The 24,276-nt window shown below is 56.3% G+C and carries 25 protein-coding genes and 2 tRNA genes; 13 read left to right on the top strand and 14 right to left on the bottom strand.

Translation table 11 applies throughout. The features are described 5' to 3' along the window. Positions 1–77, bottom strand: a tRNA-Asp gene (locus tag AC2FJZ_RS06440). 181 nt (positions 78–258) lie between these two features. Here AC2FJZ_RS06440 and AC2FJZ_RS06435 point away from each other — a divergent pair. Beyond that, positions 259–333 (top strand) — tRNA-Val (locus AC2FJZ_RS06435). Between the two features lie 111 nt (positions 334–444). Continuing rightward, the gene (locus AC2FJZ_RS06430) at positions 445–2,031 is read left to right on the top strand and encodes an APC family permease (RefSeq protein WP_496776599.1); all 1,587 of its coding nucleotides are present in this window, start codon (positions 445–447) and stop codon (positions 2,029–2,031) included. Positions 2,032–2,080: 49 nt separating this feature from the next. Here AC2FJZ_RS06430 and lon read toward each other — a convergent pair whose 3' ends face one another. The 4 genes from lon to AC2FJZ_RS06410 all read right to left on the bottom strand — a co-directional run bounded on the left by lon (position 2,081) and on the right by AC2FJZ_RS06410 (position 7,317). Beyond that, positions 2,081–4,489 (bottom strand): endopeptidase La, encoded by a 2,409-nt coding sequence (lon, locus tag AC2FJZ_RS06425; protein ID WP_050603494.1) that lies wholly within the window; start codon positions 4,487–4,489, stop codon positions 2,081–2,083. A gap of 223 nt (positions 4,490–4,712) precedes the next feature. Further along, complete coding sequence (locus tag AC2FJZ_RS06420) at positions 4,713–5,120, bottom strand: DUF6636 domain-containing protein (protein ID WP_050603495.1); 408 nt, start codon at positions 5,118–5,120, stop codon at positions 4,713–4,715. A gap of 91 nt (positions 5,121–5,211) precedes the next feature. Further along, positions 5,212–6,342, bottom strand: a complete 1,131-nt coding sequence (gene tgt, locus AC2FJZ_RS06415) for a tRNA guanosine(34) transglycosylase Tgt (protein WP_496776598.1) — start codon at positions 6,340–6,342, stop codon at positions 5,212–5,214. Positions 6,343–6,405: 63 nt separating this feature from the next. Beyond that, positions 6,406–7,317 (bottom strand): nucleoside hydrolase, encoded by a 912-nt coding sequence (locus AC2FJZ_RS06410; protein ID WP_496776597.1) that lies wholly within the window; start codon positions 7,315–7,317, stop codon positions 6,406–6,408. Between the two features lie 175 nt (positions 7,318–7,492). On the opposite strand from AC2FJZ_RS06410, the gene AC2FJZ_RS06405 reads away from it, so the two are divergent. The 3 genes from AC2FJZ_RS06405 (at position 7,493) to AC2FJZ_RS06395 (ending at position 9,118) form a co-directional block, all read left to right on the top strand. Continuing rightward, complete coding sequence (locus AC2FJZ_RS06405) at positions 7,493–8,383, top strand: SPFH domain-containing protein (protein WP_496776595.1); 891 nt, start codon at positions 7,493–7,495, stop codon at positions 8,381–8,383. Then, positions 8,383–8,661, top strand: a complete 279-nt coding sequence (locus AC2FJZ_RS06400) for an NfeD family protein (RefSeq protein ID WP_496672955.1) — start codon at positions 8,383–8,385, stop codon at positions 8,659–8,661. The genes AC2FJZ_RS06405 and AC2FJZ_RS06400 overlap by 1 nt, the downstream gene beginning before the upstream one ends. Before the next feature lie 94 nt (positions 8,662–8,755). Then, positions 8,756–9,118: an SUF system Fe-S cluster assembly protein gene (locus AC2FJZ_RS06395; RefSeq protein WP_496776594.1), complete on the top strand. Its 363-nt coding sequence runs from the start codon at positions 8,756–8,758 to the stop codon at positions 9,116–9,118. 39 nt (positions 9,119–9,157) lie between these two features. Here the strand turns inward: AC2FJZ_RS06395 and AC2FJZ_RS06390 are convergent, their stop codons facing one another. Further along, on the bottom strand, positions 9,158–9,499 hold the full coding sequence (locus AC2FJZ_RS06390; protein ID WP_496776592.1) for a hypothetical protein: 342 nt from the start codon (positions 9,497–9,499) through the stop codon (positions 9,158–9,160). Between the two features lie 208 nt (positions 9,500–9,707). Between AC2FJZ_RS06390 and AC2FJZ_RS06385 the strand changes: the two genes are divergently transcribed. After that, positions 9,708–10,073 carry a HesB/IscA family protein gene (locus AC2FJZ_RS06385; protein WP_050603502.1) on the top strand — a complete coding sequence of 122 codons (366 nt, stop codon included), beginning with the start codon at positions 9,708–9,710 and terminating at the stop codon, positions 10,071–10,073. Between the two features lie 109 nt (positions 10,074–10,182). Further along, entirely contained in the window at positions 10,183–10,932 is a 750-nt protein-coding gene (tpiA, locus tag AC2FJZ_RS06380; protein WP_496776590.1) for a triose-phosphate isomerase, read from the top strand. A gap of 9 nt (positions 10,933–10,941) precedes the next feature. On the opposite strand, the gene AC2FJZ_RS06375 is transcribed toward tpiA, so the two are convergent. From AC2FJZ_RS06375 to AC2FJZ_RS06345, 7 genes are all read right to left on the bottom strand, one after another. Then, entirely contained in the window at positions 10,942–11,439 is a 498-nt protein-coding gene (locus AC2FJZ_RS06375) for a nucleoside deaminase (protein ID WP_496776607.1), read from the bottom strand. A gap of 14 nt (positions 11,440–11,453) precedes the next feature. Next, positions 11,454–11,765: a DMT family transporter gene (locus tag AC2FJZ_RS06370; protein ID WP_050603504.1), complete on the bottom strand. Its 312-nt coding sequence runs from the start codon at positions 11,763–11,765 to the stop codon at positions 11,454–11,456. A 154-nt stretch (positions 11,766–11,919) separates the two neighbouring features. Further along, the gene (locus tag AC2FJZ_RS06365) at positions 11,920–13,296 is read right to left on the bottom strand and encodes a TRAP transporter large permease (protein ID WP_496672965.1); all 1,377 of its coding nucleotides are present in this window, start codon (positions 13,294–13,296) and stop codon (positions 11,920–11,922) included. Next, entirely contained in the window at positions 13,296–13,973 is a 678-nt protein-coding gene (locus tag AC2FJZ_RS06360; RefSeq protein ID WP_050603506.1) for a TRAP transporter small permease, read from the bottom strand. Before AC2FJZ_RS06360 ends, AC2FJZ_RS06365 begins: the two co-directional genes overlap by 1 nt. 117 nt (positions 13,974–14,090) lie before the next feature. Next, positions 14,091–15,092 (bottom strand): DctP family TRAP transporter solute-binding subunit, encoded by a 1,002-nt coding sequence (locus tag AC2FJZ_RS06355; protein WP_050603507.1) that lies wholly within the window; start codon positions 15,090–15,092, stop codon positions 14,091–14,093. A 292-nt stretch (positions 15,093–15,384) separates the two neighbouring features. Further along, positions 15,385–16,614, bottom strand: coding sequence for a sigma-54-dependent transcriptional regulator (locus AC2FJZ_RS06350; protein ID WP_496776589.1), 1,230 nt, complete (start codon positions 16,612–16,614; stop codon positions 15,385–15,387). Next, positions 16,611–18,392, bottom strand: a complete 1,782-nt coding sequence (locus AC2FJZ_RS06345; RefSeq protein ID WP_496776587.1) for a sensor histidine kinase — start codon at positions 18,390–18,392, stop codon at positions 16,611–16,613. Before AC2FJZ_RS06345 ends, AC2FJZ_RS06350 begins: the two co-directional genes overlap by 4 nt. Between AC2FJZ_RS06345 and AC2FJZ_RS06340 the strand changes: the two genes are divergently transcribed. Next, positions 18,391–19,572, top strand: a complete 1,182-nt coding sequence (locus tag AC2FJZ_RS06340) for a cytochrome P450 (RefSeq protein WP_496776586.1) — start codon at positions 18,391–18,393, stop codon at positions 19,570–19,572. The two genes, AC2FJZ_RS06345 and AC2FJZ_RS06340, sit on opposite strands and share 2 nt — an antisense overlap. A gap of 24 nt (positions 19,573–19,596) precedes the next feature. Here AC2FJZ_RS06340 and AC2FJZ_RS06335 read toward each other — a convergent pair whose 3' ends face one another. After that, positions 19,597–20,079 carry an Lrp/AsnC family transcriptional regulator gene (locus AC2FJZ_RS06335; RefSeq protein ID WP_050603511.1) on the bottom strand — a complete coding sequence of 161 codons (483 nt, stop codon included), beginning with the start codon at positions 20,077–20,079 and terminating at the stop codon, positions 19,597–19,599. A 144-nt stretch (positions 20,080–20,223) separates the two neighbouring features. Between AC2FJZ_RS06335 and cobA the strand changes: the two genes are divergently transcribed. From cobA to AC2FJZ_RS06310, 5 genes are all read left to right on the top strand, one after another. Next, positions 20,224–21,000, top strand: coding sequence for a uroporphyrinogen-III C-methyltransferase (gene cobA, locus AC2FJZ_RS06330; protein WP_496776584.1), 777 nt, complete (start codon positions 20,224–20,226; stop codon positions 20,998–21,000). Next, on the top strand, positions 21,000–21,314 hold the full coding sequence (locus AC2FJZ_RS06325; protein ID WP_496672979.1) for a DUF2849 domain-containing protein: 315 nt from the start codon (positions 21,000–21,002) through the stop codon (positions 21,312–21,314). The genes cobA and AC2FJZ_RS06325 overlap by 1 nt, the downstream gene beginning before the upstream one ends. A gap of 64 nt (positions 21,315–21,378) precedes the next feature. Continuing rightward, the gene (locus AC2FJZ_RS06320) at positions 21,379–23,043 is read left to right on the top strand and encodes a nitrite/sulfite reductase (RefSeq protein ID WP_496776582.1); all 1,665 of its coding nucleotides are present in this window, start codon (positions 21,379–21,381) and stop codon (positions 23,041–23,043) included. Continuing rightward, a complete protein-coding gene (locus tag AC2FJZ_RS06315; protein ID WP_050603515.1) occupies positions 23,033–23,794 on the top strand; it encodes a phosphoadenylyl-sulfate reductase in 762 nt (253 codons plus the stop codon). The genes AC2FJZ_RS06320 and AC2FJZ_RS06315 overlap by 11 nt, the downstream gene beginning before the upstream one ends. Beyond that, positions 23,791–24,198 (top strand): DUF934 domain-containing protein, encoded by a 408-nt coding sequence (locus AC2FJZ_RS06310; RefSeq protein WP_050603516.1) that lies wholly within the window; start codon positions 23,791–23,793, stop codon positions 24,196–24,198. Before AC2FJZ_RS06315 ends, AC2FJZ_RS06310 begins: the two co-directional genes overlap by 4 nt. Positions 24,199–24,276 lie beyond the last annotated feature (78 nt).

Genomic DNA, 24,276 nt, shown 5'->3' with positions numbered 1-24,276 from the left:
TGGCGCGGTTGACGGGGCTCGAACCCGCGACCCCCGGCGTGACAGGCCGGTACTCTAACCATCTGAGCTACAACCGCCCGCTGCATGTTCATTGCTGAACGTTTGGGTGTATTATGGCTACGGTCGGGCAGCGTCAAGCGGCGTTTTGAAGTTTTTTGTCAGAATCCAGGTTTTTGTTCTGCGCTTCGATTTTTACGTGCAGATCAAAGCCTAATTCGCTTGCAGCCGTTCCGCTGGACAGATATCAACACGTCCCATGGGTGATTAGCTCAGTGGTAGAGCGCTTCGTTCACATCGAAGATGTCAGGAGTTCAAATCTCTTATCACCCACCACTCCCTTTCGAAGATTACGCTTGAAATTGAGGGGCTTGCCAGCGCGCAACCTCGGTGACTATCGTGTTCTATCGGCCAAGTCTTGGACCGATTGCAGAGTCTGGGGTCATCATGGCAGAGCTAAAGCGGGACATCGGCCTGATCGGACTGACCTTCATTTCGGTTGGAGGAATCATCGGTTCAGGCTGGTTGTTCGGCCCTCTTCTGGCAGTTCAGCACGCTGGGCCCGCGGCCATTCTTTCTTGGCTGATCGGCGCTGGTGCGATGTTCATTTTGGCGATTACATTCGCGGAAATCTCAGCCATGTTGCCCATTTCCGGGGGGATTGCCCGGGTTCCTCAGTTTTCACACGGCAATATCGTATCAATGGCCATGGGCTGGACTGCATGGATTGGTTATAACACCACCGCCCCCATCGAAGTGGAGGCGATGCTGAAATACCTTGCGCCCTACGCCCCCTGGTTGCACGCTGCCGATACGGGCGATCTGACCGGTGCAGGTATCTTTGTGGCACTTGTCTTCATGTTGCTTTTTGTTGCGGTCAACGCGCTTGGGGTCAAGTTCTTCACACATGTGAATGCAGCGCTGACCTGGGCCAAAATCGCCATTCCGGTGGTTCTGTCTGTTCTACTGATTGCCAACCGTTTCAACGCTGACAATTTCACCCAACCGGACGGGTTTGCCCCTTACGGGTTGCAGGGAATCATGGCTGCCGTTTCGACCGGAGGTGTCATTTTCTCGTTCATAGGATTTCGCCATGTGGTCGATATGGCGGGTGAAGTACGCAATCCGAAGTTGGCCATCCCGGCGGCTTTGATCCTGTCGATCATCATGTGCGCCGCAATTTACCTTGGCCTGCAAGTGGCCTTCATCGGCGCGCTGGACCCTTCTTTGCTGGCCAAAGGCTGGGCGCAATTAAGCTTTGGGGGCGAAGGCCCTTTGGATGCCGTGATCATGTCCGTCGGACTGGTCTGGTTCCTCAGCCTTTTGAATGTGGGATCCGTCGTTGGCCCCTTTGGCAACGGTTTGGTCGCGACGGGGTCGAATGCCCGGATTGCCCTCGCCCTTTCTCAGAACGGATTTCTGCCAAAACGTCTGCAAACCCTGTCTTCATTCGGGGTTCCTGTATGGGCTCTGGCATTAAATTTTCTGATCGGAACATTGTTCTTGCTGACCATTCCCTTCACCACGGTCATTGCCCTGAACGGAGCGGCAATTGTCTTGTCCTTCGCCGTTGGTCCCATCGCCGTCGTTTGCCTAAGGGACCTTCTGCCAGACCAACCCAGATCGATCCGCATTCCAGCGGTGCGTCTGGTGGCGTTGACCGCATTCGCCATCGCAACTCTGATCGTCTATTGGAGCGGATGGGACACGGTCTGGCGACTTGGCATCGCCCTGATCGTCGGAAAAATTCTGCTGCTCATCCGGTTCCGAGGGCGGTTGGACGAAATGGACCTGACAGAAGCCATTTGGCTGATGCCTTATTTTGCCGGGCTTGGTTTGATCTCATTTCTGGGTCAATTCGGTACCGGGTCTTTGAAACAGATCCCGTTTGGGTGGGACATTCTGCTTTGCGTCTTGTTTTCCGCAATCATCTTCGCCTTGGCCATACGTTCGGCGCTGTCGGACGAAAAATTCATGAAATACATAGCGGAAGAAGAAATACTTGATCCTAAACAACCTGTCATAGGGCTATGAAAAAAGGCAGAGCAATGCTCTGCCTCTTCCGGAATTCATTTTACGCTTCTTAGTGCGCAGTGGCTGATGCATCAGCAGGTTTTACCGAAGCAGCAGCCGCAGCTGCAGCTTCTTCAGCTGCCTCATCCCACTCGATCGGTTCGGGCTTGCGCACCAGCGCCTGCTCCAGAACTTCCGAGACATGCTTCACAGGGATGATCTCCAACCCTTCCTTCACATTGTCAGGGATTTCCGCCAGATCCTTTTCGTTCTCTTCCGGGATCAGGACTGTCTTGATACCACCACGCAAAGCCGCCAGCAGTTTCTCCTTCAAACCACCAATCGGCATTGCGTTACCGCGCAGCGAGACCTCTCCGGTCATAGCGATGTCCTTGCGCACAGGAATGCCGGTCAGAACCGAGACAATCGATGTCACCATCGCCAAACCAGCCGACGGACCATCCTTGGGGGTCGCGCCATCCGGCACGTGTACGTGGATATCCAGGTTATCGAATTTCGGCGGCTTGACCCCGATCTTTGGCGAAATCGACCGAACGTAAGACGAGGCCGCATCAATGGATTCCTTCATCACATCGCCCAGCTTACCTGTGGTCTTCATCCGCCCCTTGCCGGGCAGTTTCAACGCCTCGATATGCAGCAGATCGCCACCCACGGATGTCCAGGCCAGACCAGTAACGACGCCGATCTGATCGTCCTGCTCAGCCAGACCATAGCGGAACTTTGGCACACCCAGGAAATCATCCAGATTATCCGGCGTTACCGTGACCGAGTCCGCCTCTTTCTTGATGATCTTGGTCAGCGATTTCCGCGCCACCTTGGCGATCTCACGTTCAAGGTTCCGAACGCCCGCTTCACGGGTATAGGTGCGGATAATCTTTTGCAGCGCTTCATCCGTCAGGTCAAATTCCTTGGCTTTCAGACCATGGTTCTTGACCTGCTTGCTGATCAGGTGCTGTTTCGCGATCTCGCTCTTTTCGTCCTCAGTGTAACCGGCCAGTGGGATGATCTCCATCCGGTCCAGCAGAGGCCCAGGCATGTTATAGCTGTTCGACGTGGTCAGGAACATCACGTTTGACAGGTCGTATTCAACCTCCAAGTAGTGGTCCATAAACGTGTTGTTCTGCTCTGGATCCAACACCTCAAGCATTGCCGACGCCGGGTCGCCACGGAAGTCCTGCCCCATCTTGTCGATCTCATCCAACAAGATCAGCGGGTTCGTGGTTTTTGCCTTTTTCAGCGCTTGGATGATCTTACCCGGCATCGAACCGATATAGGTCCGCCGGTGGCCACGAATCTCGGATTCGTCACGCACGCCACCCAGCGAGATTCGAATGAACTCGCGCCCAGTGGCTTTCGCAACCGATTTACCCAAGCTGGTCTTACCCACACCCGGAGGGCCAACAAGGCACAAGATTGGGCCTTTCAGCTTTTTCGAACGCTGCTGAACGGCGAGGTATTCGACGATCCGTTCCTTGACCTTTTCAAGGCCGTAATGGTCGTCGTCGAGGATTTCCTGCGCCTTACCCAGATCCTTTTTGACGCGGGATTTGGTGCCCCAGGGCAGCGCCAGAATCCAGTCGAGATAGTTGCGCACCACCGTCGCTTCGGCTGACATCGGTGACATGTTGCGCAGCTTCTTCAGTTCGCCCTCGGCCTTTTCGCGGGCCTCTTTGGACAGCTTGGTTTCGGCGATTTTCTCTTCCAGCTCGGCAACTTCGTTCTTGCCGTCCTCGCCATCGCCCAGTTCCTGCTGAATGGCTTTCATTTGCTCATTCAGGTAATACTCGCGCTGGGTCTTCTCCATCTGGGATTTAACGCGGGTCTTGATCTTTTTCTCGACCTGCAGAACCGACATTTCGCCCTGCATCAGGCCATAGACTTTCTCAAGCCGCTCGCTGACGCTGAGGGTTTCCAGCAGTTCCTGCTTTTGCTCGACCTCAATACCCAGATGACCCGACACAAGGTCAGCCAACTTTGCGGGCTCGGTGGTTTCACCTACGGCGGTCAGGGCTTCTTCAGGGATGTTCTTGCGCACTTTGGCATAGCGCTCGAACTCATCCGTGACGGTTCGTAACAGGGCTTCCGTCGTGGTGACGTCGCCGGGAATTTCGGTCAGATATTCAGCCCTGGCCTCGAAAAACTGGTCGTTTTCAAGAAACTCGGTGATCTGCACACGCGCCTGCCCTTCGACCAGCACCTTCACGGTGCCATCGGGCAGCTTCAGCAGTTGCAGCACATTGGCCAATACGCCCGCGCGATAAATCCCATCTTCATCGGGATCATCAACGCCAGGGTCGATCTGGCTGGACAACAGAATTTGCTTGTCATCCTGCATCACCTCTTCCAGTGCGCGGACCGATTTGTCACGGCCCACGAAAAGCGGCACGATCATATGCGGGAACACCACAATATCGCGCAGCGGCAGGACGGGGTATGAGGAATTCAGAGGCTCTTGCATGCTCTATCCTTATCGTTGGCAAGACGGCTCTTGTCCCTCATCGAGGCAACACTTGGCCGTCTCCTGTCTTGGACGATAAAGGTGGGGCCTCATCGCCCTTTTTCAACCTTACCGCCATGTATCGTCATTCAGAATGAACCGAGGTTTGACCGACTGCAAGGCGTCCCGCGAACATATCCACCGAAATTAGCACGACAAGCATAGGCAACGCGCAATTCAAAGGTCAGAACACCCGCTGTACTGCACGAGACAAGAAAAACCCGTGACCGTCCAAGTTGCGACATTCCAGACCTTTCGTTGAAGAACTGCAGGTGAATCCTCCAAACTGACCTGTGACACCGTATTCCGCGCGGTCAAATCCGTCTTTGTTTCGGTTCAGCGGCTGGCACAATATCTCTACCGGGCCAGTGTCGAACATTAGAAAATCATGCCCCCAGTCTGATTGACAATTCGCGGGGCGCGGCATCGCAGGTGGGCCGGATTTCTCTATGATCGTGCACTGGATATCCGAGGACGACGCGCTTTCCCCGACTGAGCACTGAATATTTTCGGACGGCGTTTCGAAGGTCCAGACATCTGAAATAGCGGGTGTCGCGCTCAAAAGCGCGGCGCCTAGAAAAAGGCGAAACATGAAAAATCTCCGGGTCACGAACTAAAATAGTATTGCTTGAAGTGGCCCAAGTTTACTGGAAAACCACTCAATTGTCACCCGAATGGAAAGGCTACAAGGGCTCGATATCGCCTTGGGCACGTTGCGCGTGGAACTCGGCCTGCCAGGCATCGAAGGTGCCAGCGGCAATCGCATCGCGCATGCCCTGCATGATTTCCTGAAAATAATGAAGATTATGCCAGGTCAGCAACATGCCCGAGATCATCTCGTTGGCGCGGAATACATGGTGCAGATAGGCCCGCGAATAGTTCGAGCAGGCAGGACACGAACACTGTTCGTCCAGCGGGCGCGGATCGTCAGAATGGCGCGCGTTCTTAATGTTCACCACGCCATAACGGGTAAACACCTGACCAGTACGCCCCGAGCGGGACGGCAAAACGCAATCCATCATGTCGATACCGCGAGCGACTGCCCCAACGATATCGTCAGGCTTGCCAACCCCCATCAAATAGCGCGGCTTGTCCGTCGGCAGACATTCGGGGGCATAGTCGAGGCAAGAGAACATGGCCTCCTGCCCTTCGCCCACGGCCAGCCCACCCACCGCGTAACCTTCAAATCCAATGGATTTAAGTGCTTCGGCGCTTTCTTCGCGCAAATCTTGTTCAAGACCGCCCTGCATAATGCCAAACAGGGCGTGACCCGGACGATCCCCGAAGGCCTCACGAGACCGTTCTGCCCAACGCATCGACAGGCGCATGGACTCGGCAATCCTGTCCCGGTCGGCTGGCAACGCGGGGCACTCGTCGAAACACATGACAATATCCGAGCCCAACAGTCGCTGAATCTCCATTGACCGTTCCGGAGTCAGCTCATGTTTTGACCCGTCGATATGAGATTTGAACGTCACGCCTTTTTCAGTCAGCTTCCGTAGCCCGGCCAGCGACATGACCTGAAACCCGCCCGAGTCGGTCAGAATGGGGCGTTCCCAGTTCATGAACTTGTGCAACCCGCCCAAACGGTCAATCCGTTCCGCAGTTGGGCGCAGCATCAGGTGATAGGTGTTGCCCAAAAGAATATCCGCCCCCGTGGCGCGTACGCTTTCCGGCATCATCGCTTTGACCGTGGCGGCTGTCCCGACCGGCATGAAGGCCGGCGTCCGCACCTCTCCGCGCGGTGTGCTGATCACACCGGTGCGTGCCTTGCCGTCTGTGGCCTTTAGCTCAAATGAGAATTTCTGGGTCATGTCATCGCCTCGGATCGCCGAACCGGGCAGGCTTTGCCCGATCCGATCCGTCTTTGCAACCCGTCAGGGCAACGAGGCAACGCGGTCGGTGAACAGACGAACAACCCCTGCCCCGTCCACGTCGCGGCACACCCGGATCGTGGGTCGTTCGGGATCTGGTTGTGTCGCCCCCATCATGTCGCCGTCGGTGACAACCCGCAGCCCTGTTTCGACCATGTTGAACATGGCCTGATGGGAACACGCGATCACGGCGGTTGAATCGTGCAGGCCGCAGCCTTCCAGCCCCCCAATTTCTTTGTAAAACTTCAGATAGAAGCGGGAGATGTCGCGCAGAAATGATCCCATGCCCGGTGACCTCTGCGCCAGGGCTTCGAAATCGGCTGTTTCGTAAAGCGTCTTCAGCGTCACGTCCAATCCGACCAGAACAGTGTTGGGCGGTGTGGAAAAGACCTCCTCGGCTGCGAGGGCGTCGTGATAGATATTGGCTTCAGCGTGTTGGGTGATGTTGCCCGGGCAATAGACTGCGCCCCCCATGATCACCAGTTGGCGCAGATTACCTGCAAACTCTGGGTCCAGACGCATTGCATTCGCGATATTAGTCAATGGACCCACAGCACAGACCACCAGTTCACCCTTGTGGGTTCGTGCCATTTCAACCAGAAACTCAGCTGCTGGCAGCGCGTGGTTTTGTCCAATCTCGGGAATTTCGGTCAGATCACCAAAACCTTCGGGACCGTGAACATGTTCCGACGGGGCATGGGTATCTGCCCCTAATGGGTATGAGGCACCTTCGGCAACCGGAAGGTCGAGACCCAGCTTATCCAACAGAAACCGAGCGTTACGGCTGGATTGATGAACCTGTGTGTTGCCGAACACCGTGGTCAGCCCGATCAGGTTAAACTCAGACGCAGCGGCGGCGTAAGCGATAGCCATGGCATCGTCGATGCCGGGATCTGTATCGATAATCAGTTTCATCCCCGCCCGATACCGCAAACAAGTCAGGATGCAAAGCGGTCACAGCAGTTCAGTTCAATGTCGAATTCCCATATTGGGACGTTTGCATTTAGCGGCTTTCCCGCCATACCAGAGTTGAAATCGGGCGACTCAATTCCCACATGTATACCATAGTACACAATAATAAGAGGACAGAATGACCGAAGATCAGATTATCGGATTGATTTCGTCAAACATCATTTACCTGCTGGCCGCTGCGCTGGTGATTATCGTTATCCTCAAAGGCATCAAGATTGTGCCGCAATCTGAGAAATACGTCGTTGAACGTTTTGGTCGCCTGCATTCGGTGCTTGGCCCCGGCATCAACTTTATCGTTCCGTTTCTGGATGTTGCACGCCACAAAATCTCGATCCTTGAACGCCAGCTGCCCAATGCGACACAAGACGCGATCACCAAGGACAACGTGCTGGTGCAGATCGACACCTCGGTCTTCTATCGCATTCTTGAGCCGGAAAAGACGGTTTACAGAATCCGCGACGTCGATGGTGCGATTGCAACCACCGTGGCCGGTATCGTCCGCGCCGAGATCGGCAAGATGGACCTGGACGAAGTACAGTCTAACCGGGCACAACTGATTGAACGCATTCAGGAAAGCGTTGAAACCGCCGTTGACGATTGGGGTATCGAAGTGACCCGCGCCGAAATTCTGGATGTGAATCTGGATCAGGCGACCCGCGATGCTATGCTACAGCAGCTAAACGCTGAACGCGCCCGCCGGGCACAAGTGACCGAAGCCGAAGGTCAGAAGCGTTCTGTTGAACTGCAGGCTGATGCCGAACTTTACGCCGCTGAACAAACCGCCAAAGCCCGCCGCATTCAGGCCGATGCCGAAGCTTACGCCACTGGCGTTGTCGCCAAAGCCATTCAAGACAACGGTATCGAGGCCGCCCAATATCAGGTTGCTTTGAAACAGGTCGAAGCCCTTAATGCACTGGGTAATGGTTCCGGAAAGCAGACCATCGTAGTTCCGGCAAACGCACTTGAAGCCTTTGGTGACGCGTTCAAAATGCTCAAAGGAGGAAAATGATGGCTGATCCCTTTTGGCTGACCTGGTGGATCTGGCTGGCCGCCGCGCTGGCACTGGGGATTCTCGAGATTGTTCTGCCAGGATTCATCTTTCTTGGCTTCGCGATTGGCGCTGCAATCACAGGTCTTGTCCTGATCATTCCGGGTCTGACACTGTCGCTTCATGTCCTTGCGCTGGTTTTTGCGGTACTGTCGCTGATCGCCTGGCTTGTCTTGCGCAAACTCTTTGCCCTGCCGCATGGTCAGGTCAAAACTTTCAAGCATGATATCAACGATTGAATCGCTGTGGCGCTCGCTCGAGCGCCACTCCCCTACTGGACGCTGTCGCAGCTATTCCCTATATAATCACTCAGGCAACTGACCCGAGGCAAAGATGACTCACCCGAGCGAACAGTTTGAAGGCACCCCGCTGATAGCGCCGTCAACGATTGAACACCCGTTGTACGACCTCGTGGTTGAGGCGTGCCGCACGGTCTATGACCCGGAAATTCCGGTCAATATCTACGACCTTGGCCTGATCTACACGGTTGATATTTCTGCGGATAACGCAGTCAAGGTGATCATGACCCTTACTGCGCCCGGATGCCCGGTGGCCGGCGATATGCCCGGCTGGATCGTCGAAGCCGTTGAACCCGTTGCAGGTGTCAAAGAGGTTGATGTCGAGCTGACCTGGGAACCGCCCTGGGGTATGGAGATGATGTCGGACGAAGCGCGTCTTGAACTGGGCTTTATGTAAAACCAGCACCCGTCGCGCCTTACTCATCTGAAAACGCGATTAATTTAGATTGCAGGTTTCCTTGATCTCTGCGGCACGCGCATCCAGCTGTTTGATGTAGTCACCAGACAACATCTGAAGGTGTTTCTGCTCGGTTCCGGTGACCAAACCCAACAGTGCCCCGGCAGGTGTAATCGCAGCCACGCTTTCCAATTGCTTGTCTTCAGCGTGTTTCTTTTCTGCCGCAATGGCACGCAAATCACCTTCGGCGGTCGCACAATTGACTGGGTGCCGTTCGGCATCAGATGCGGCCTGTGCATCAACCGGTGCAAAACATGCAACAAAAACGGCTACTGCCCCACACAGAAATACTGGTTTAGAAAACTTTCGTAAAACATTCATTTATATAACCTTTCCCACCCAAGTTGCACATGTGTCAGCACTGGGCCTTACATATACAAGAACAGCTAAACCCGCTTTCTTATCCAAAGCAAGGTCGCATGGCACTTCTTGCACCTTTCAAATGAACATCACGCTTTATCCCTCACCATCTTGAGCCTGAGGGACTTGGACCCTAAGTTAGAAGGGACGCGCGACAACGGAGACTTAAATGTTCGGCATTCCCGGCAAACAGGCTGTGACCATGACGCCCAAGGCCGCAGAGCAGATCACCCGCCTGATGAGTTCAGGCGGACACGCTGGCCTGCGCATCGGTGTCAAGAAAGGCGGCTGCGCAGGCATGGAATACACCATGGAATATGTCGATCAGTCAGATCCGCATGATGAGGTGGTTGAACAGGACGGCGCCTGCATAATGATCGCGCCAATGGCGCAGATGTTCCTGTTTGGGACCGAGATCGACTATGAAGTGTCACTGTTGGAATCGGGATTCAAATTCAAGAACCCGAATGTCGTTGATTCCTGTGGATGCGGTGAATCGATCAAGTTCGACGAAAACATCGCCCAGCAAAGCTAGATCATCGTTCTTGTGCTGACCTTAGCGAGGTCGGCAGGCGGAATTGTAAGATCCTGCAGACAATGCTATCCGCATCCTTAAATCATCGAATGATCAGGGAGATACGGGTATGCGGCGGAAGCTGGCGGCTGGAAACTGGAAAATGAACGGAACCGGCGCAGCGCTGAGTGAGCTAGAGACGCTGTCGCAAAGCCACCCCCAAGCCTCGGTCGATATCCTGATCTGCCCCCCCGCCACCTTGCTCAGCCGCGCCGCGGACTCAGTGGCAGGCACTGAGGTTTCGGTTGGCGGGCAGGATTGTCACTTAGAACATTCAGGTGCGCACACAGGCGATATCAGCGCGGATATGCTTCTGGATGCCGGCGCGACTTCGGTCATTCTGGGCCATTCGGAACGGCGCGTGGATCACAGTGAACATGACGAAGATGTTCGTGCCAAGGCGCGAGCGGCAATGGATGCGGGTCTCAAAGCGATCATTTGCGTCGGCGAAAGTCTGGAACAGCGAGAGGCAGCCAACACGCTCGATATCATTGGCGGCCAGATGTCTGGTTCGATCCCGGATCAGTCTACCGGCGAGAATCTGATCGTCGCGTATGAGCCGATCTGGGCGATAGGAACCGGCAAGGTTCCGACCCTGGAAGAGATCGGGGAGGTTCACGACTTCATGCGCACGCGGCTGGAACGTCGTTTTGGCGAAGGCGTAGGTCGGTCGGTGCGACTGCTGTATGGCGGATCTGTCAAACCCAGCAATGCGGCCGACATTTTTGCAGTCTCGAATGTGGACGGCGCTCTGGTCGGTGGTGCCAGCCTGAAGGCTGCGGATTTCTCGGACATCATTCAGGCGCTGGAAAGCGCCTGACCCCAGACTTCATTCCGCAATATCTTCGGCCCAAAGCTCGGGCTTTTCTTCGATAAACCGCTGCATCAAAGCGATACAGTCGGGGTCGTCGGCAATAACAACCTCGACCCCGCGCTCACGCAGGAAGTCTTCATTGCCTCCGAAGTTCTGCGTGTCACCGATCACAACGCGCGGAATGCCGAATTGAACGATAGTGCCGGAACACATCATGCAGGGCGACAGCGAGGTATAGAGCACCGTGTCGCGATAGGTTTTCTGCCGCCCTGCTTTGCGTAAGGCATCCATTTCCCCATGCGCGATGGGATCACCCCCCTGCACACGCTGATTGCGACCTTGCGAAACAACCTCGCCGCCCCGCGCCAGAACGGACCCAATGGGGCATCCGCCCTCGTCAAATCCGGCTTTGGCCTCTTCATAAGCCACGCGTAGCAGGCGTTTGTCGGTCTCGGTCAGCATTCCGGGCTCCATGTCTTGAGTTTCGCGCAGACTGCCGAAGACCAAGGGCATGGTCAATGACGGGCTCAGGCCAGCTTCATCACGACAAGACCGGTCACGATCAGTATCGCCGCTGCAATCCGTGCCGGTGTCAGGGCTTCGCCCAGAAACAGGATACCCACGCTGAACGCCCCCACCGCGCCGATCCCGGTCCAGATCGTGTAAGCGGTGCCCAATGGCAGGTCGCGCATCGCCAGCGCCAGCAGACCGAAGGAACCAATCATCGAAACGCCCATCAAAGCCGTCGGCCACAATCTGGTGAAACCAGCCGATTGCTTCATGGCTACGGCCCAGACGATTTCCAACAGGCCGGCAAAAAGAAGAAAGATCCAGGGCATAAGAGAACCTCGTATCTGTTCGGGTCGTCCCGAAAGATGTCCCAAAATGGGGAGGTCGTCCTCTGAAACCTGAGATAAGTACCCGATATATGGTTTCAAGACACGAAAAAGCCGGGCAGTCGAAACCACCCGGCAGTGTTCATTGTCAGACCATCTAATTGGTAATGATTTCCGGCCCCATGAAGGTGTTGGGCAGGAAGGTCGATATCCAAGGTATGTATGTAACCATGATCAGGAAGACGAAGAGTACGGCCAGGAACGGCAGCGCCGCCTTCACAACACTCATCATCGGCATTCCCGCAACGCCCGAGGTCACAAACAGGTTCAGACCGACCGGAGGCGTGATCATCCCGATTTCCATGTTCACCACCATGATGATACCCAGATGGATCGGATCGATGCCCAATTCGATGGCAATCGGAAACACCAGCGGAGCCACGATGACCAGCAGACCCGAGGGTTCCATGAACTGACCGCCAATCAGCAGGATGACGTTGACTACAATCAGGAAAGTGACCGGTCCAAGACCCGCTGAAAGCATGGCGCTTGCAATGTGCTGTGGCACCTGCTCGTCCGTTAGCACGTGCTTGAGGATCAGCGCGTTGGCAATGACGAACAGCAGCGTGACCGTCAGCTTACCCGCCTCAAACAGTGTGTGTTTGGTGTCTGGGTGAAAGAATGCCGTAACCAGCGCATAGGGCTTTTTAAGCAGTGACGCGTTGGATTGACCTTCTTCGGTGCTGAGCGGGCCCATGTCTTTGTAGACAAAGCTGGCAATGAAGAACGCGTAGACAGCAGCGACGGCAGCGGCCTCAGTCGGAGTAAAGATGCCCCCATAGATACCACCCAGAATGATGACGATCAGGAACAGGCCCCAACCGGCCTCACGGGCCGAGGTAAAGACCTCTCCCCAGCCTTTCCAGTCACCCTTGGGCAGATTCTTGACCTTGGCCATAACATAGATGGTGATCATCAGCATCAGACCAGCCATCAGGCCCGGAATGACACCCGCCAGGAACATTCGCCCAACCGAGACCTCAACGGCTGCCGCATAGACAACCATCACGATGGACGGTGGGATCAGGATGCCCAAAGTACCGGCGTTGCAGATCACACCAGCGGCGAATTCCTTGGAATACCCAACCTGACGCATCCCGGCGATGACAATGGAACCAATGGCCACAACTGTTGCTGGGGACGATCCCGAAAGTGCTGCAAAAAGCATACAGGCAAACACGCCAGCAATTGCCAGACCACCGGGCAAGTGCCCCACACAGGCAATCGAGAACCGGATGATCCGGCGCGCCACGCCGCCTGTTGTCATGAAAGACGAGGCCAGGATGAAGAACGGGATCGCCAGCAGGGTAAAGTGTCCCTCGAACGCCTCGAACAACGTGCCCGCGACCGAGGCCAACGAACTGTCCGAATAGATCAGCAGAAACAGGGTCGAGCTGAGGCCAAGCGCAACCGCAATCGGAACACCGATCAGCAGCAGGCCGATGACCATCGAGAAAAGAAGTACAACGTCCATCAGTCATGCTCTCCCTGCTGAGCGCGGACTTCTTCGATCTCGTCCTCGACTTCGTGGCTGGCGACAAGGCGATCCGTTTCACCGCGCCAGATTTGAACGGCGACCTGCGCGAACCGGATCACCAACAGCAGCATCGAAACTGGCAGAACCAGATACGGCACGACCTTGGGCAGTTTTTCGTAGTACTCACCGTAGTTGATCAGGTCTTCCAGGAACCGCAAAGGCGCAACCATCGGGATGTCGTCGACCTCGTAAAAACTCTGACTGCGGGCGTCGACATTGAACCCGGTAGGGAACCAGCGCCCCGACGTGGGCGGCAAATCGGCGAACACAGCCCAATAGTCATAAGCCCCTTTCAGCAGAAGCAGCGAAAACACCAGACAGCAGCCCACTGCAATTAGCGCCAGAATGCGGCGCGGCGCCGGGGCCAGCATGTTCAGAATGGCATCCACGCCCAGATGCGCATGTTTTTTCACCGCATAAGACGCACCCAACAGCACCAGCCACCCGAAGGTGAACACCGTCAGCTCCAGCGCCCACAGGATATTTGAGTTAAAAACAAACCGCGCAATCACGTTGGCAAATGTCACGACCGTCATCAGGCCCAACAGCAACGCAATCAGGGTTTCTTCGATATGGTCGACCAGCCCGCCTTGGCCGGAATTCGCACCAGACATCTTTCTGTCCCCGCATTTTTTTGATGATGAGAGAGTGTGTAAGGGCGGGCCTGATCAGCCCGCCCGGCCAACGCGTCAAATACTCCCCAGTCCCCGGACGCGTGGCCTATGACCGGTTTAGAAACCGGCGTTGATGGCCTGCGCGGCGTCGATCTTGTCCTGACCCACATCACCAGAGAACTGGTCCCAAACCGGCTTCATTGCGTCGACCCAGGCCTGACGCTGTTCAGGGTTCAGTTCACGAATGATACCGCCTGCGTCTGTAATCGATGCTTTGGCTGCTTCGTTGACGGTAAAGGCTTCTTTGTTCCGGGTTTCGGTCACTTCGGTCAGAATGGTCATGAACTGGTCACGCACCGCCGGATCCAGGCTGTCCAGCCAGTCAACCGAGGTCACAACAAGATAGTCGATAATACCATGGTTGGTCTCAGTGATGCCGTCCTGAACTTCGAAGAACTTCTTGCCATAGATGTTCGACCAGGTGTTCTCCTGCCCGTCCACAACGCCTTGTTGCAACGCACCGTAAACTTCCGAGAACGCCATTTTCTGCGGGCTGCCACCGATCGCTTCCATCTGCGCAACCAACACGTCCGAGGACTGAACACGGAACTTCAGGCCGTTTGCGTCCGAGGGATCTTCCAACGGCTTGTTGGCCGACATCTGCTTCATGCCGTTGTGCCAGAAGGCCAGACCCTGCAGGCCGCGGCGCTGCATGCTGTCTTTCATTGCCTGACCATCGGCCGACGCTTGGAATGCGTCCACGGCATCAATGTTCTTGAACATGAACGGCAGGTCGAACAGGCGGAATTGTTTGGTGAACTTCTCAAACTTCGACAGAGACGGCGCGGCCAGTTGAACGTCGCCTTGCAGCATCGCCTCAAGCACCTTGTCGTCATTATAGAGGGTCGAGTTCGGATAGACCTCCATGCACATCACACCGTTCATCTCGTCATTGACGCGCTGCTCCAGCAGCGAGGCGGCGATGCCTTTGGGATGTTTGTCGGTGTTCGTCACATGCGCGAACTTCACAACAATTTCACCGTCGTCACAGGCTGCCATACCCGCAGTTGCGGTGACTGTCAGCGCCAGAGCCGTTGCGGCTGTTGTCAAAATCTTCATCTGTTTTCCTCCCAGACTTCCTAAATACAAGCGATCAGCGCCAGACAGGCACCGTATGGCGTGCAGTGAAGCGACTCAGCCGTAAGCACACAACTTTTCCCTCCAGAAGCCGATTCAGTTGTTTTAAGTGTTTATTACCAGCGCTTTACACCACACCAAACACAAGGAGAAGAATCACCTTTTCTTCGACGTGCGAAAATCCGCACACAAAAAATTGCTGATTGTGCGGATTTCCGCACAATTTGCGAATCAATCATGCGAATCAATGTGCAGCGTAAGTTTGCCAGGCGAATTACCTGCGATAATCCTCTGGGCGGATTTGATAACGGGCCAGCTTGTCATAAAATGTTTTGCGCGGAAGCTTCAGCGCCTTTGCCGCGTCTGACGCCTTTCCATTGTGCCGCCCCAGCGCCGCGATCAGCAGCGATCGTTCGACCCGCGCCATCTGTTCACTAAGACCCAGATCCGTAGCCTGTGCGACCTCTTCCGGCATCCCCAACACAAAACGCATGGCAGCGGACATAAGCGACCGCGCATTCCCCGGCCAGTCGCTGGCCATCAATGCTGCCAGATGTTCCGAGGATATTTCGGGAACAGGGATTCCAGCCTGTTCAGCCGCCTGTGCCACATAGAGACGAAAGACAACGGGAATATCGTCAGGCCGCTCCGCCAGGGATGGAATACGCACGCGCATCACATCCAGCCTATAGAACAGATCAGCATTGAAACGGCCTTCGGAGCTTAAGGCAGACAGATCAGCGGTGGTACCAGCGATGATCCGCCCTCCCGGCCCACGTTCAATCAGCTCAAGGGCCGCAAATTGCGTGGCCTGCGGCATGGCCGAAACTTCGTCAAGAAACAGCGACCCACCCGCTGCATCCTCGCAACTGCGGGTCAGTTCTTCGGGGCTGAGCGTCGAGGCCGGGCGTTTCACAAACGGCCCCTGCCCCATCGACGACATAAGATGAACAACTTCGGCCACTTTTGAAATCCCGCTGCCTGGCGGGCCAGTCACCAGAACTTCGGCCCCTGTGGGCGCAACAGTTCGAACCCTTTCACGCAACGCCTCCGCCTGCGGCGACAGGCCAAACAGCAAGCGCGCCGCCGGGTCTCCACGTTCGAGTTCGGATTTCACAGCTCTCTGCTCAATGACCTCGGATCGGGCTGCAAAAGCACGCTCCAGCACATCCAACAGATCAGACGCCGCGCAGGGTTTTTCCAGAAAGTCGAACGCGCCCTTACCCATCGCGTCAACAGCCATGGGAATATCCCCTTCACCGGTCAGAAGAATGACGGGAAGATCGGGATCAACCTCTCTTGCATAGGTCAAAAGATGGAACCCATCCCGGCCCGGCATTCGGATGTCCGAGATTATGACACCGGGAAAATCCGCTCGGATATGATCCTTGGCCGCCACAAAAGAGCCTGCAGTTGTCGGCTGAAAATCTGCCAGTTCAAGCGTTTGTGCCAAAGCCTCGCGAACGGCTGCGTCATCATCGACCAAAAGGACTTTTCGGGTCATGCCGCCTCGTCTTCCCGATAGTATTCCAACTCCACAGTGAACATCGCACCTGTTGGCGCATTGGTCCCGCGAATGTTCCCACCAAAACTCTGGACCAGACCGTAAGAAATCGAAAGCCCCAGCCCCATTCCTTCGGACGAACCCACGGCCTTGGTGGTGTAAAACGGCTCAAAAAGCTTTTCCGTGTTCTCGATGCCAGGGCCGATATCTCGCACGGTGACTGAAAGCCTGTCCCCAGTGTTGATCACAACTTGAATAAGGCGGTCATCCTGCTGGCTCATCGCATCTGCGGCGTTGTTGATCAGATTCACAAAGACCTGTACCAACCTCACTTCGCCGCCCCATGCGTAGACCGGTTCGTTGGGCGGCTGCCAATCCATCGTAACATTTTCTGCGCGTAACCGAGCATCGGTCAGTTCAACGGCCGTATTCAGAACTTGCACCAAATCCACACGCCCCATCGGTTCGCTTTCGTTGCGGGCAAAGGCTCGCAGGTTCTTGATGATCCGCGCCATGCGCGCAGCCATTTCGGAAATACGGCCCAAATTTTCCGCGGCCTTTTCGGGCTTTCCGCGTTCCACGAAAGCCGCGCCATTATCCGCAAACTGCCGGATCGCCATAAGTGGCTGGTTCAGTTCGTGGCTGATCCCTGCCGACATCTGCCCAAGCGCGCTGAGTTTTCCGGCCTGAACCAAATCCGCCTGCGCCCGCCGCAGCGCCGCTTCGGCTTCCTGACGTTCCGCGACTTCCTTGTGCAAGCTGGCATTTGCAACGGTCAGGTCAAGAGTTCGTTTGGCCACTCGACTTTCCAGAACGGCATTGGCTTCTGCCAACGTCCGCCGCCGCTCCATCGCAAGAAAAAGCATTGCACCGAAAGCCAAACAGATCGCTGCAACTGCTGCCGCCTGAAGCCGCGCAAGTTGCAGGGCTGGCGCCACGTCTACCAAAACCTCAGCGGTCATATCGATCACCGGCAAATCGAGGGTAAGGTGCAGAGCATCGCGCGGCAGATAGCGCCCCCAGTTCAATTGCCATAGCTCGTGCCCACCGACCCGCGTCGACGCAAAATTGACGGTCGCGCCATTTGGCGGTGTAAGTCCTGCCTCTCCTTCCTCCCGAGACCAGAACAGCAGGTCCGATCTGTTCGAAATGAAGACAACACCATCTGCATCGACAAAGAAGACCGCCTCGGTACTGCCGCGCCACGTCTGCTCGACATCCTGAACGTCGGCAACGACCATCACTACGCCTTTGATCCGGCCAAATGGGCCGAAAGCAGGTGCAGCGTAGGAGTAGATCCGATCATCTCCGACCGGTGTAACCTCATGCGCACTGCCTAAGGCCCCTTGCATCGCACGACGGAAAGCGGGGTGCCCGGCCATGTTTCGCTGCGGCACCGGCTGCGCCGAAACCAAGACCTGCCCATTTTGGTCCAAGTAGATCATGTTGACTGCCGCAGTCTTGTCTGCAACGTCCAACAACATCGCCTGAGCTTGGCGTATGTTGGCTTGCCGATCCAATTCATGCAGAATCGGATGGGTTGCCATCAGCACTGCAAGCTCTTGATACACCTGCATTTGTGTACTGAGCCGGTCGGCCGCCAGTTCAAGATCAGCCTCGGCCTTTTCGCTCAGCTGAGACAGCGCCTGACGATAGCCATAGGACCAGACGAGTCCGGACAACACCCCGACGGCAAGCAGAAAACCGACAATGATCGAAACCCTGTGCATATACAGGGTCTTGCATTCAATGCGTCGCGTGGCAAGTGTGCGTCGCATGGAGTCACTCTCACAATCTCCGACAGACCCCGGGTTCGTCCAGAACCCCTATCCGTTCTACGACACAGCCCGACAAGCCGGTGACCTGTTTTATTGGGCTGATTACGGCATGGTTGCTGCTGTGTCCTGCCATGCCGTCCGCACCTTGCTGAAAGATCGCCGGTTCGGGCGCGAAGTTCCCCCCGAGCACGCAACGCAAGGCCCCGCGCATCTGGCTCCATGGTTGTCTGTCGAGGCCCATTCGCTGCTTGAAGCCGAGCCACCACGGCACACGCGCCTGAGGGCGCTGGTTATGCGGGCCTTCACATCGCGGGCGATTTCCGCTCTGCAACCCTCGATCGAAACCCTCTGTCACGATCTGATCCGGGATTTTCGGCAAGAGCCGTTTGACCTGTTGCACGCCTACTGCACACAGGTCCCGGTGATCACCATCTGTCGCCTGCTGGGCGTACCCGAAGACATGGCCCCTGACTTGTTGCGTTGGTCACATGATATGGTTGCCATGTACCAAGCCAACAGAACACGTGACACCGAAGACAAGGCCGCGCAATCGGCACAGGAATTTACCGCGTTCCTGGAACGTTATGTCGACCAGCGGCGGCGTGACCCGCGTGACGACCTGATCACACGATTGATTTCTGCTGAAGAGGAAGGCGAGAAACTGTCCCGCGATGAGTTGGTTGCAACCTGTATTCTACTGCTGAACGCCGGTCATGAGGCGACGGTTCATTCGTTGGGAAACGGGGTCAAAACCCTGCTGGAAACACACACCGGCCCCAGCGTTTTGCGGCCAGACAAGATTGACGCAACTATCGAAGAAATCCTGCGCTATTATCCACCCCTGCACATGTTCACGCGCTACGCCTATGAGGAAGTGGAGATTTTTGGCCATACGTTCAAACGCGGCGATCAGGTTGCCCTGTTGCTGGGGGGTGCCAACCGCGATCCCACTGTCTGGAATGAACCGAACACATTCCGCCCCGCACGATCCGTCGATATGAACACAAGCTTTGGCGGCGGCATACATTTTTGCGTCGGCGCACCTTTGGCGCGGTTAGAAATGCGTATCGCCCTGCCTATCCTGTTCGACACCTGTCCAAATTTGCGGCTGGCTGCGCCTCCGACGTATTCGGACAGCTATCACTTCCATGGCTTGGAACAGGTTCTGGTACATATCTGAGGACGCGTTACCGCCTACGCCTCGTTACGCCTTCTCTACCAATGCGTTTAACGGCAGCATTGTGGTGGATTTGATTTCCTCCATCGACAAAAGCGCCGTCACGTTGTGCACCCGCACCTCTGATATCAGAGATTGATAGAACACGTCATAGGCACGGGCATTCTTGACCCTGACTTTGAGGATATAGTCGATGTCGCCCGCCAACCTGTGGGCCTCTTGCACTTCGGGGTGATCGCGCAAGGCTTTCAGGAACTTGTGTTGCCACTCGGCCTCGTGTTCCGATGTGCGGATCAATACAAAGAATGTCGCCTCGAACCCAAGCGCTTCGGCATCCAACAGAACCGTTTGCTGCCCAATGATACCCGCCCCCTTGAGCTTGCGGATGCGATTCCAGACCGGGGTCTTTGAACTGCCCACACGGGCCGCAATTTCATCCAGTGACTGACCCGCATCGCGTTGCAACTCGGCTAGAATTTTCCGATCCGTTTCGTCTATTCGCACCGACATTCCAGTTTTCCTTCCAATTCGAGGTCTTCGTTCCATTTTTCAATCTCAATGGAACGAATGTTCTTATTTGAGCGCCCATATGGCGCTTTGGCGGGAATATTTCCTATATTGCAAGGTAAGTCAAACCACACCCAAGGCGATCCGATGCAGGACTTGCATACATTCAGACCCAAAGGACATGTCGATTTTGTCGGCGCTGGTCCCGGTGATCCCGATCTGCTGACACTCAAGGCGCTCACCGCGTTCGAGAAGGCAGACATCGTACTTCATGACCGCCTGATCAGCGCGGCGGTGCTGGATCTTGCAGGTCAGAACGCCAAGTTGGTTGATGTTGGCAAAGCTGGGTTTGGTCCATCCTGGAAGCAAAGCGATATCGATGCGCTTTTGGTGGAATATGCCCTTAAGGGCAACCATGTCGTGCGCCTGAAGTCAGGGGATCCCACCGTCTTTGGTCGTCTGGACGAAGAAATCCAAGCTGTCGAGGCCGCAGGCATTTCGTGGCAGATCGTCCCCGGAATCACGGCCGCTTCGGCGGCGGTTGCAAGCATTGGCCAAAGCCTGACCCGCAGGGGCCGCAACTCTTCCGTGCGATTTCTGACGGGTCACGACATGAAAGGCTTTGCCGACCACGACTGGACGGCGCTGGCGCGCGAAGGATCGGTTGCTGCGATCTACATGGGCAAAAAGTCCGCCCGGTTCATTCAGGGCCGCCTGATCATGCACGGCGCGGATCGCGCCACACCCGTCACCCTGGTCGAAAACGCCTCGCGCCCGAACCAACGCATTCTGGCCACCACATTGGATCAGCTGCCCACCGATCTGGCCGCCGCCGAAATGGACGGCCCGGCCCTGACTTTCTACGGCCTTGCCCCGCGCGAAGCGGCGCAGGCTGCGACCGAATTCAATAAGGAGCTTGCCTGATGGCCCGCGCTTTTACCCCCAAAGTCGTCACCGCAAATGATTTGCTGGAAGGTGATGTAATTTATCAAACCGAAGATGACCGCTGGTCGCGCGATCTGTCCGAAGCGGAACTGATCACCGACGAAGCGCACGCTCAGGTACGTCTGCTGGATGCCGCACGTCAGGCAAGTAAGATTGTCGGCGCGTATCTGGCTGACGCCGTCGCCGGCGACAACGGCCCTGAGCCAGCCCATTTTCGGGAAGATTTCCGCCGGACTGGTCCGTCCAACTATGCCCACGGCAAACAGGAAACTTCCCCGCAGCCCCGGGCCTGATCTCTGGCCCTTCTCTCTCCCCTTCAAGGCCCCGGTTCGGGGCTGCAACTAAGGACAGCTAATCATGTATCGCTACTCCGAGTTCGACACAGCATTTTTGGCAGAACGTAACGCGCAGTTCCGTGCGCAGGTTGAGCGCCGCATAGACGGATCGCTGACCGAAGACGAATTCAAACCACTGCGCCTGATGAACGGCCTGTATCTGCAGCTGCACGCTTACATGCTGCGGGTCGCTATCCCCTATGGCACGCTCTCCAGCGCGCAAATGCGCCAACTGGCGCTGCTGGCCGAGAAATGGGACAAGGGCTATGGCCACTTCACCACCCGTCAGAACATCCAGTACAACTGGCCGAAACTGAACGATGTACCGGATATGCTGGACGCGCTGGCCGAGGTTGGCATGCACGCCATTCAGACCTCGGGCAACACCATCCGTAACGTGACCGCCGACCACTTTGCCGGTGCCGCCGCGGATGAGGTCGCCGATCCGCGCCCTTATGCCGAACTGCTGCGTCAGTGGTCCACCGACCACCCGGAATTCCAGTTCATGCCGCGCAAATTCAAGATTGCCATCACCGGTTCGGAAAACGACCGCGCCGTGATCAAGGCCCATGACATCGGCCTTCAACTGGTCGAGCGCGACGGCGTTCTGGGCGCGCGCGTGATTGTTGGCGGTGGTTTGGGCCGTACGCCGATGATCGGCAAGGAACTGTCCGAATTCGTCGCCTTTGACGACCTGCTGGCTTACCTCGAAGCCACCGTTTCAGTGTGGAACCAGATCGGCCGTCGTGACAACAAATACAAAGCACGTATCAAGATCACCGTTCACGAAAACGGCATCGACACGATCCGCGCCAAGGTCAACGAGCGCTTTTTGCAGGTTCGCCCGCAGTTCAAAGGTGCCGACATGAACCTGCTGGAAGAGATCAAGGGCCACTTCGCCCCGCCCGCCTTCCGCGAAGGTTCGGTTGCGTCGTTCGAAAGTGCATATACCAACGATCCGGTCTTCCGCTCATGGGTCGACACCAACATCGCGCCGCACAAGAACGCGGACCACGCGATTGTCACGATCTCGATCAAAAAGCACGGCCAGACACCGGGTGATGCGACAGCTGAACAGATGCGCGTGATGGCCGATCTGGCCCAAGAGTTCGCCTATGACGAGCTGCGCATCAGCCATGAGCAGAACGTGATCCTGCCGCATGTCCACAAATCGGACTTGCCCGCGATCCATGCCAAGTTGAAGGAATACGAACTGGCGACCGCCAATATCGGCCTGATCAGCGACATCATCGCCTGCCCCGGCATGGATTACTGCGCGCTGGCCACGGCGCGCTCGATCCCGGTCGCTCAGGAAATTGCGACACGCTTTGAAGATATGAAGCTTGAGCATGATATCGGCCACCTGAAGATCAAGATCTCGGGCTGCATCAACGCTTGTGGTCACCACCATGTGGGCCATATCGGCATTCTGGGTCTGGATCGGGCCGGCGTCGAGAACTACCAGATCACTCTAGGCGGCGACGCGACAGAGGCGGCTGCCATCGGTGACCGCACCGGCCCCGGCTTTGCATATGATGAGATCGTGCCCGCCGTGGAACGCATCGTAGACACCTACCTGGAACAGCGTGAGAGCGCTGAAGAAACCTTCCTGGAAACATACCGCCGCGTCGGCATGGCTCCGTTCAAAGCGGCGCTTTACCCCGAGGCACAGGCCAATGCCGCTTGATCTGATCCAGACGGAACTGGGGGCGGACCGGCGAGCGTTGACCGAACGGGTCGACGCGCTGAACGACCGGTTTCGCCACCACAGCGCCCATGATGTCATGCATGGTGCGCTGGATGAGATCGAGGAGCTTGCCCTCGTCTCCAGCTTTGGTGCGGAATCCGTCGTGCTGCTGCACATGGCAGCGGTTGTCGACAAGATGACCCCGGTTCTGTTTGTGGACACGCAGATGCTGTTTGCTGAGACACTGGAATACCAGCAGGACGTCAGCGAGCGTCTCGGTCTTAGAAACGTCCAGATCATCCACGCGGATGACGAGGATGTTCAGCGCGACGACCCCTATGGTGCACTTCGCATGCGGGACACAGACGCGTGCTGCAACCTGCGCAAGACCTTTCCACTGCAGCAGGCTCTTTCGGGCTATTGTGGCTGGATTACGGGGCGCAAACGGTTCCAGTCAGGCACGCGCGCCGCGCTAGATTTCTTCGAAGTCGAAGACGGAACAGGCCGGATAAAGGTCAACCCATTGGCCCACTGGGCACCCGAGGATGTGCGCGCCTATATGGAAGAAAACAATTTGCCCCGGCATCCGCTGGTGGCCAAAGGATACCCTTCGATCGGGTGTGCGCCCTGCACCTCGCCGGTCAAAGAGGGCGAAGACCCCCGCGCCGGACGCTGGCGCGATCAGAACAAGGAAGAATGCGGCATCCATTTTGTCGACGGCAAGATGGTGCGCATCGGAGAGAAAACATGAACGTAATCGTAACGGACGAGGGCTTTTCGCCCGATGACTGGACCGACGGCTTTGTCACTCTGGATGATGCCGCCAATGACGTGGTCGCGCTTGACGTGGCTTCGGACACTGACCCCGATGAGCTGATTGACCGTCTGGGCAATGCCAAGATGGTACGCGTGGACTTCCCGTCCTCGGCCGATGGACGCGGCTTTACAATCGCGCGCGTTCTGCGCCTGAAAGGCTATACCGGTCGCCTGCGCGCCCGGGGCCATGTATTGGCTGACCAGTACGCCATGGCCCGCCGCAGCGGGTTCGATGAGGTCGAAATTGATCATACCCTTGCAGACCGTCAGCCCGAGGATCAGTGGTTGGCTCGCGCCAATTGGCAAGACAACAACTATCAGGCCCGCCTGCGTGGATAAGGCCGCACTCGCCAGCTTGTGATACAGAGGGGGCAATCTGTCCCCTTTTCCTGACTTGGATCAAAGATTAAACGGAGA

The organism is Ruegeria sp. CDSA079 (assembly GCF_059612245.1).
This window is presented reverse-complemented; position numbering and strand designations above follow the sequence as displayed.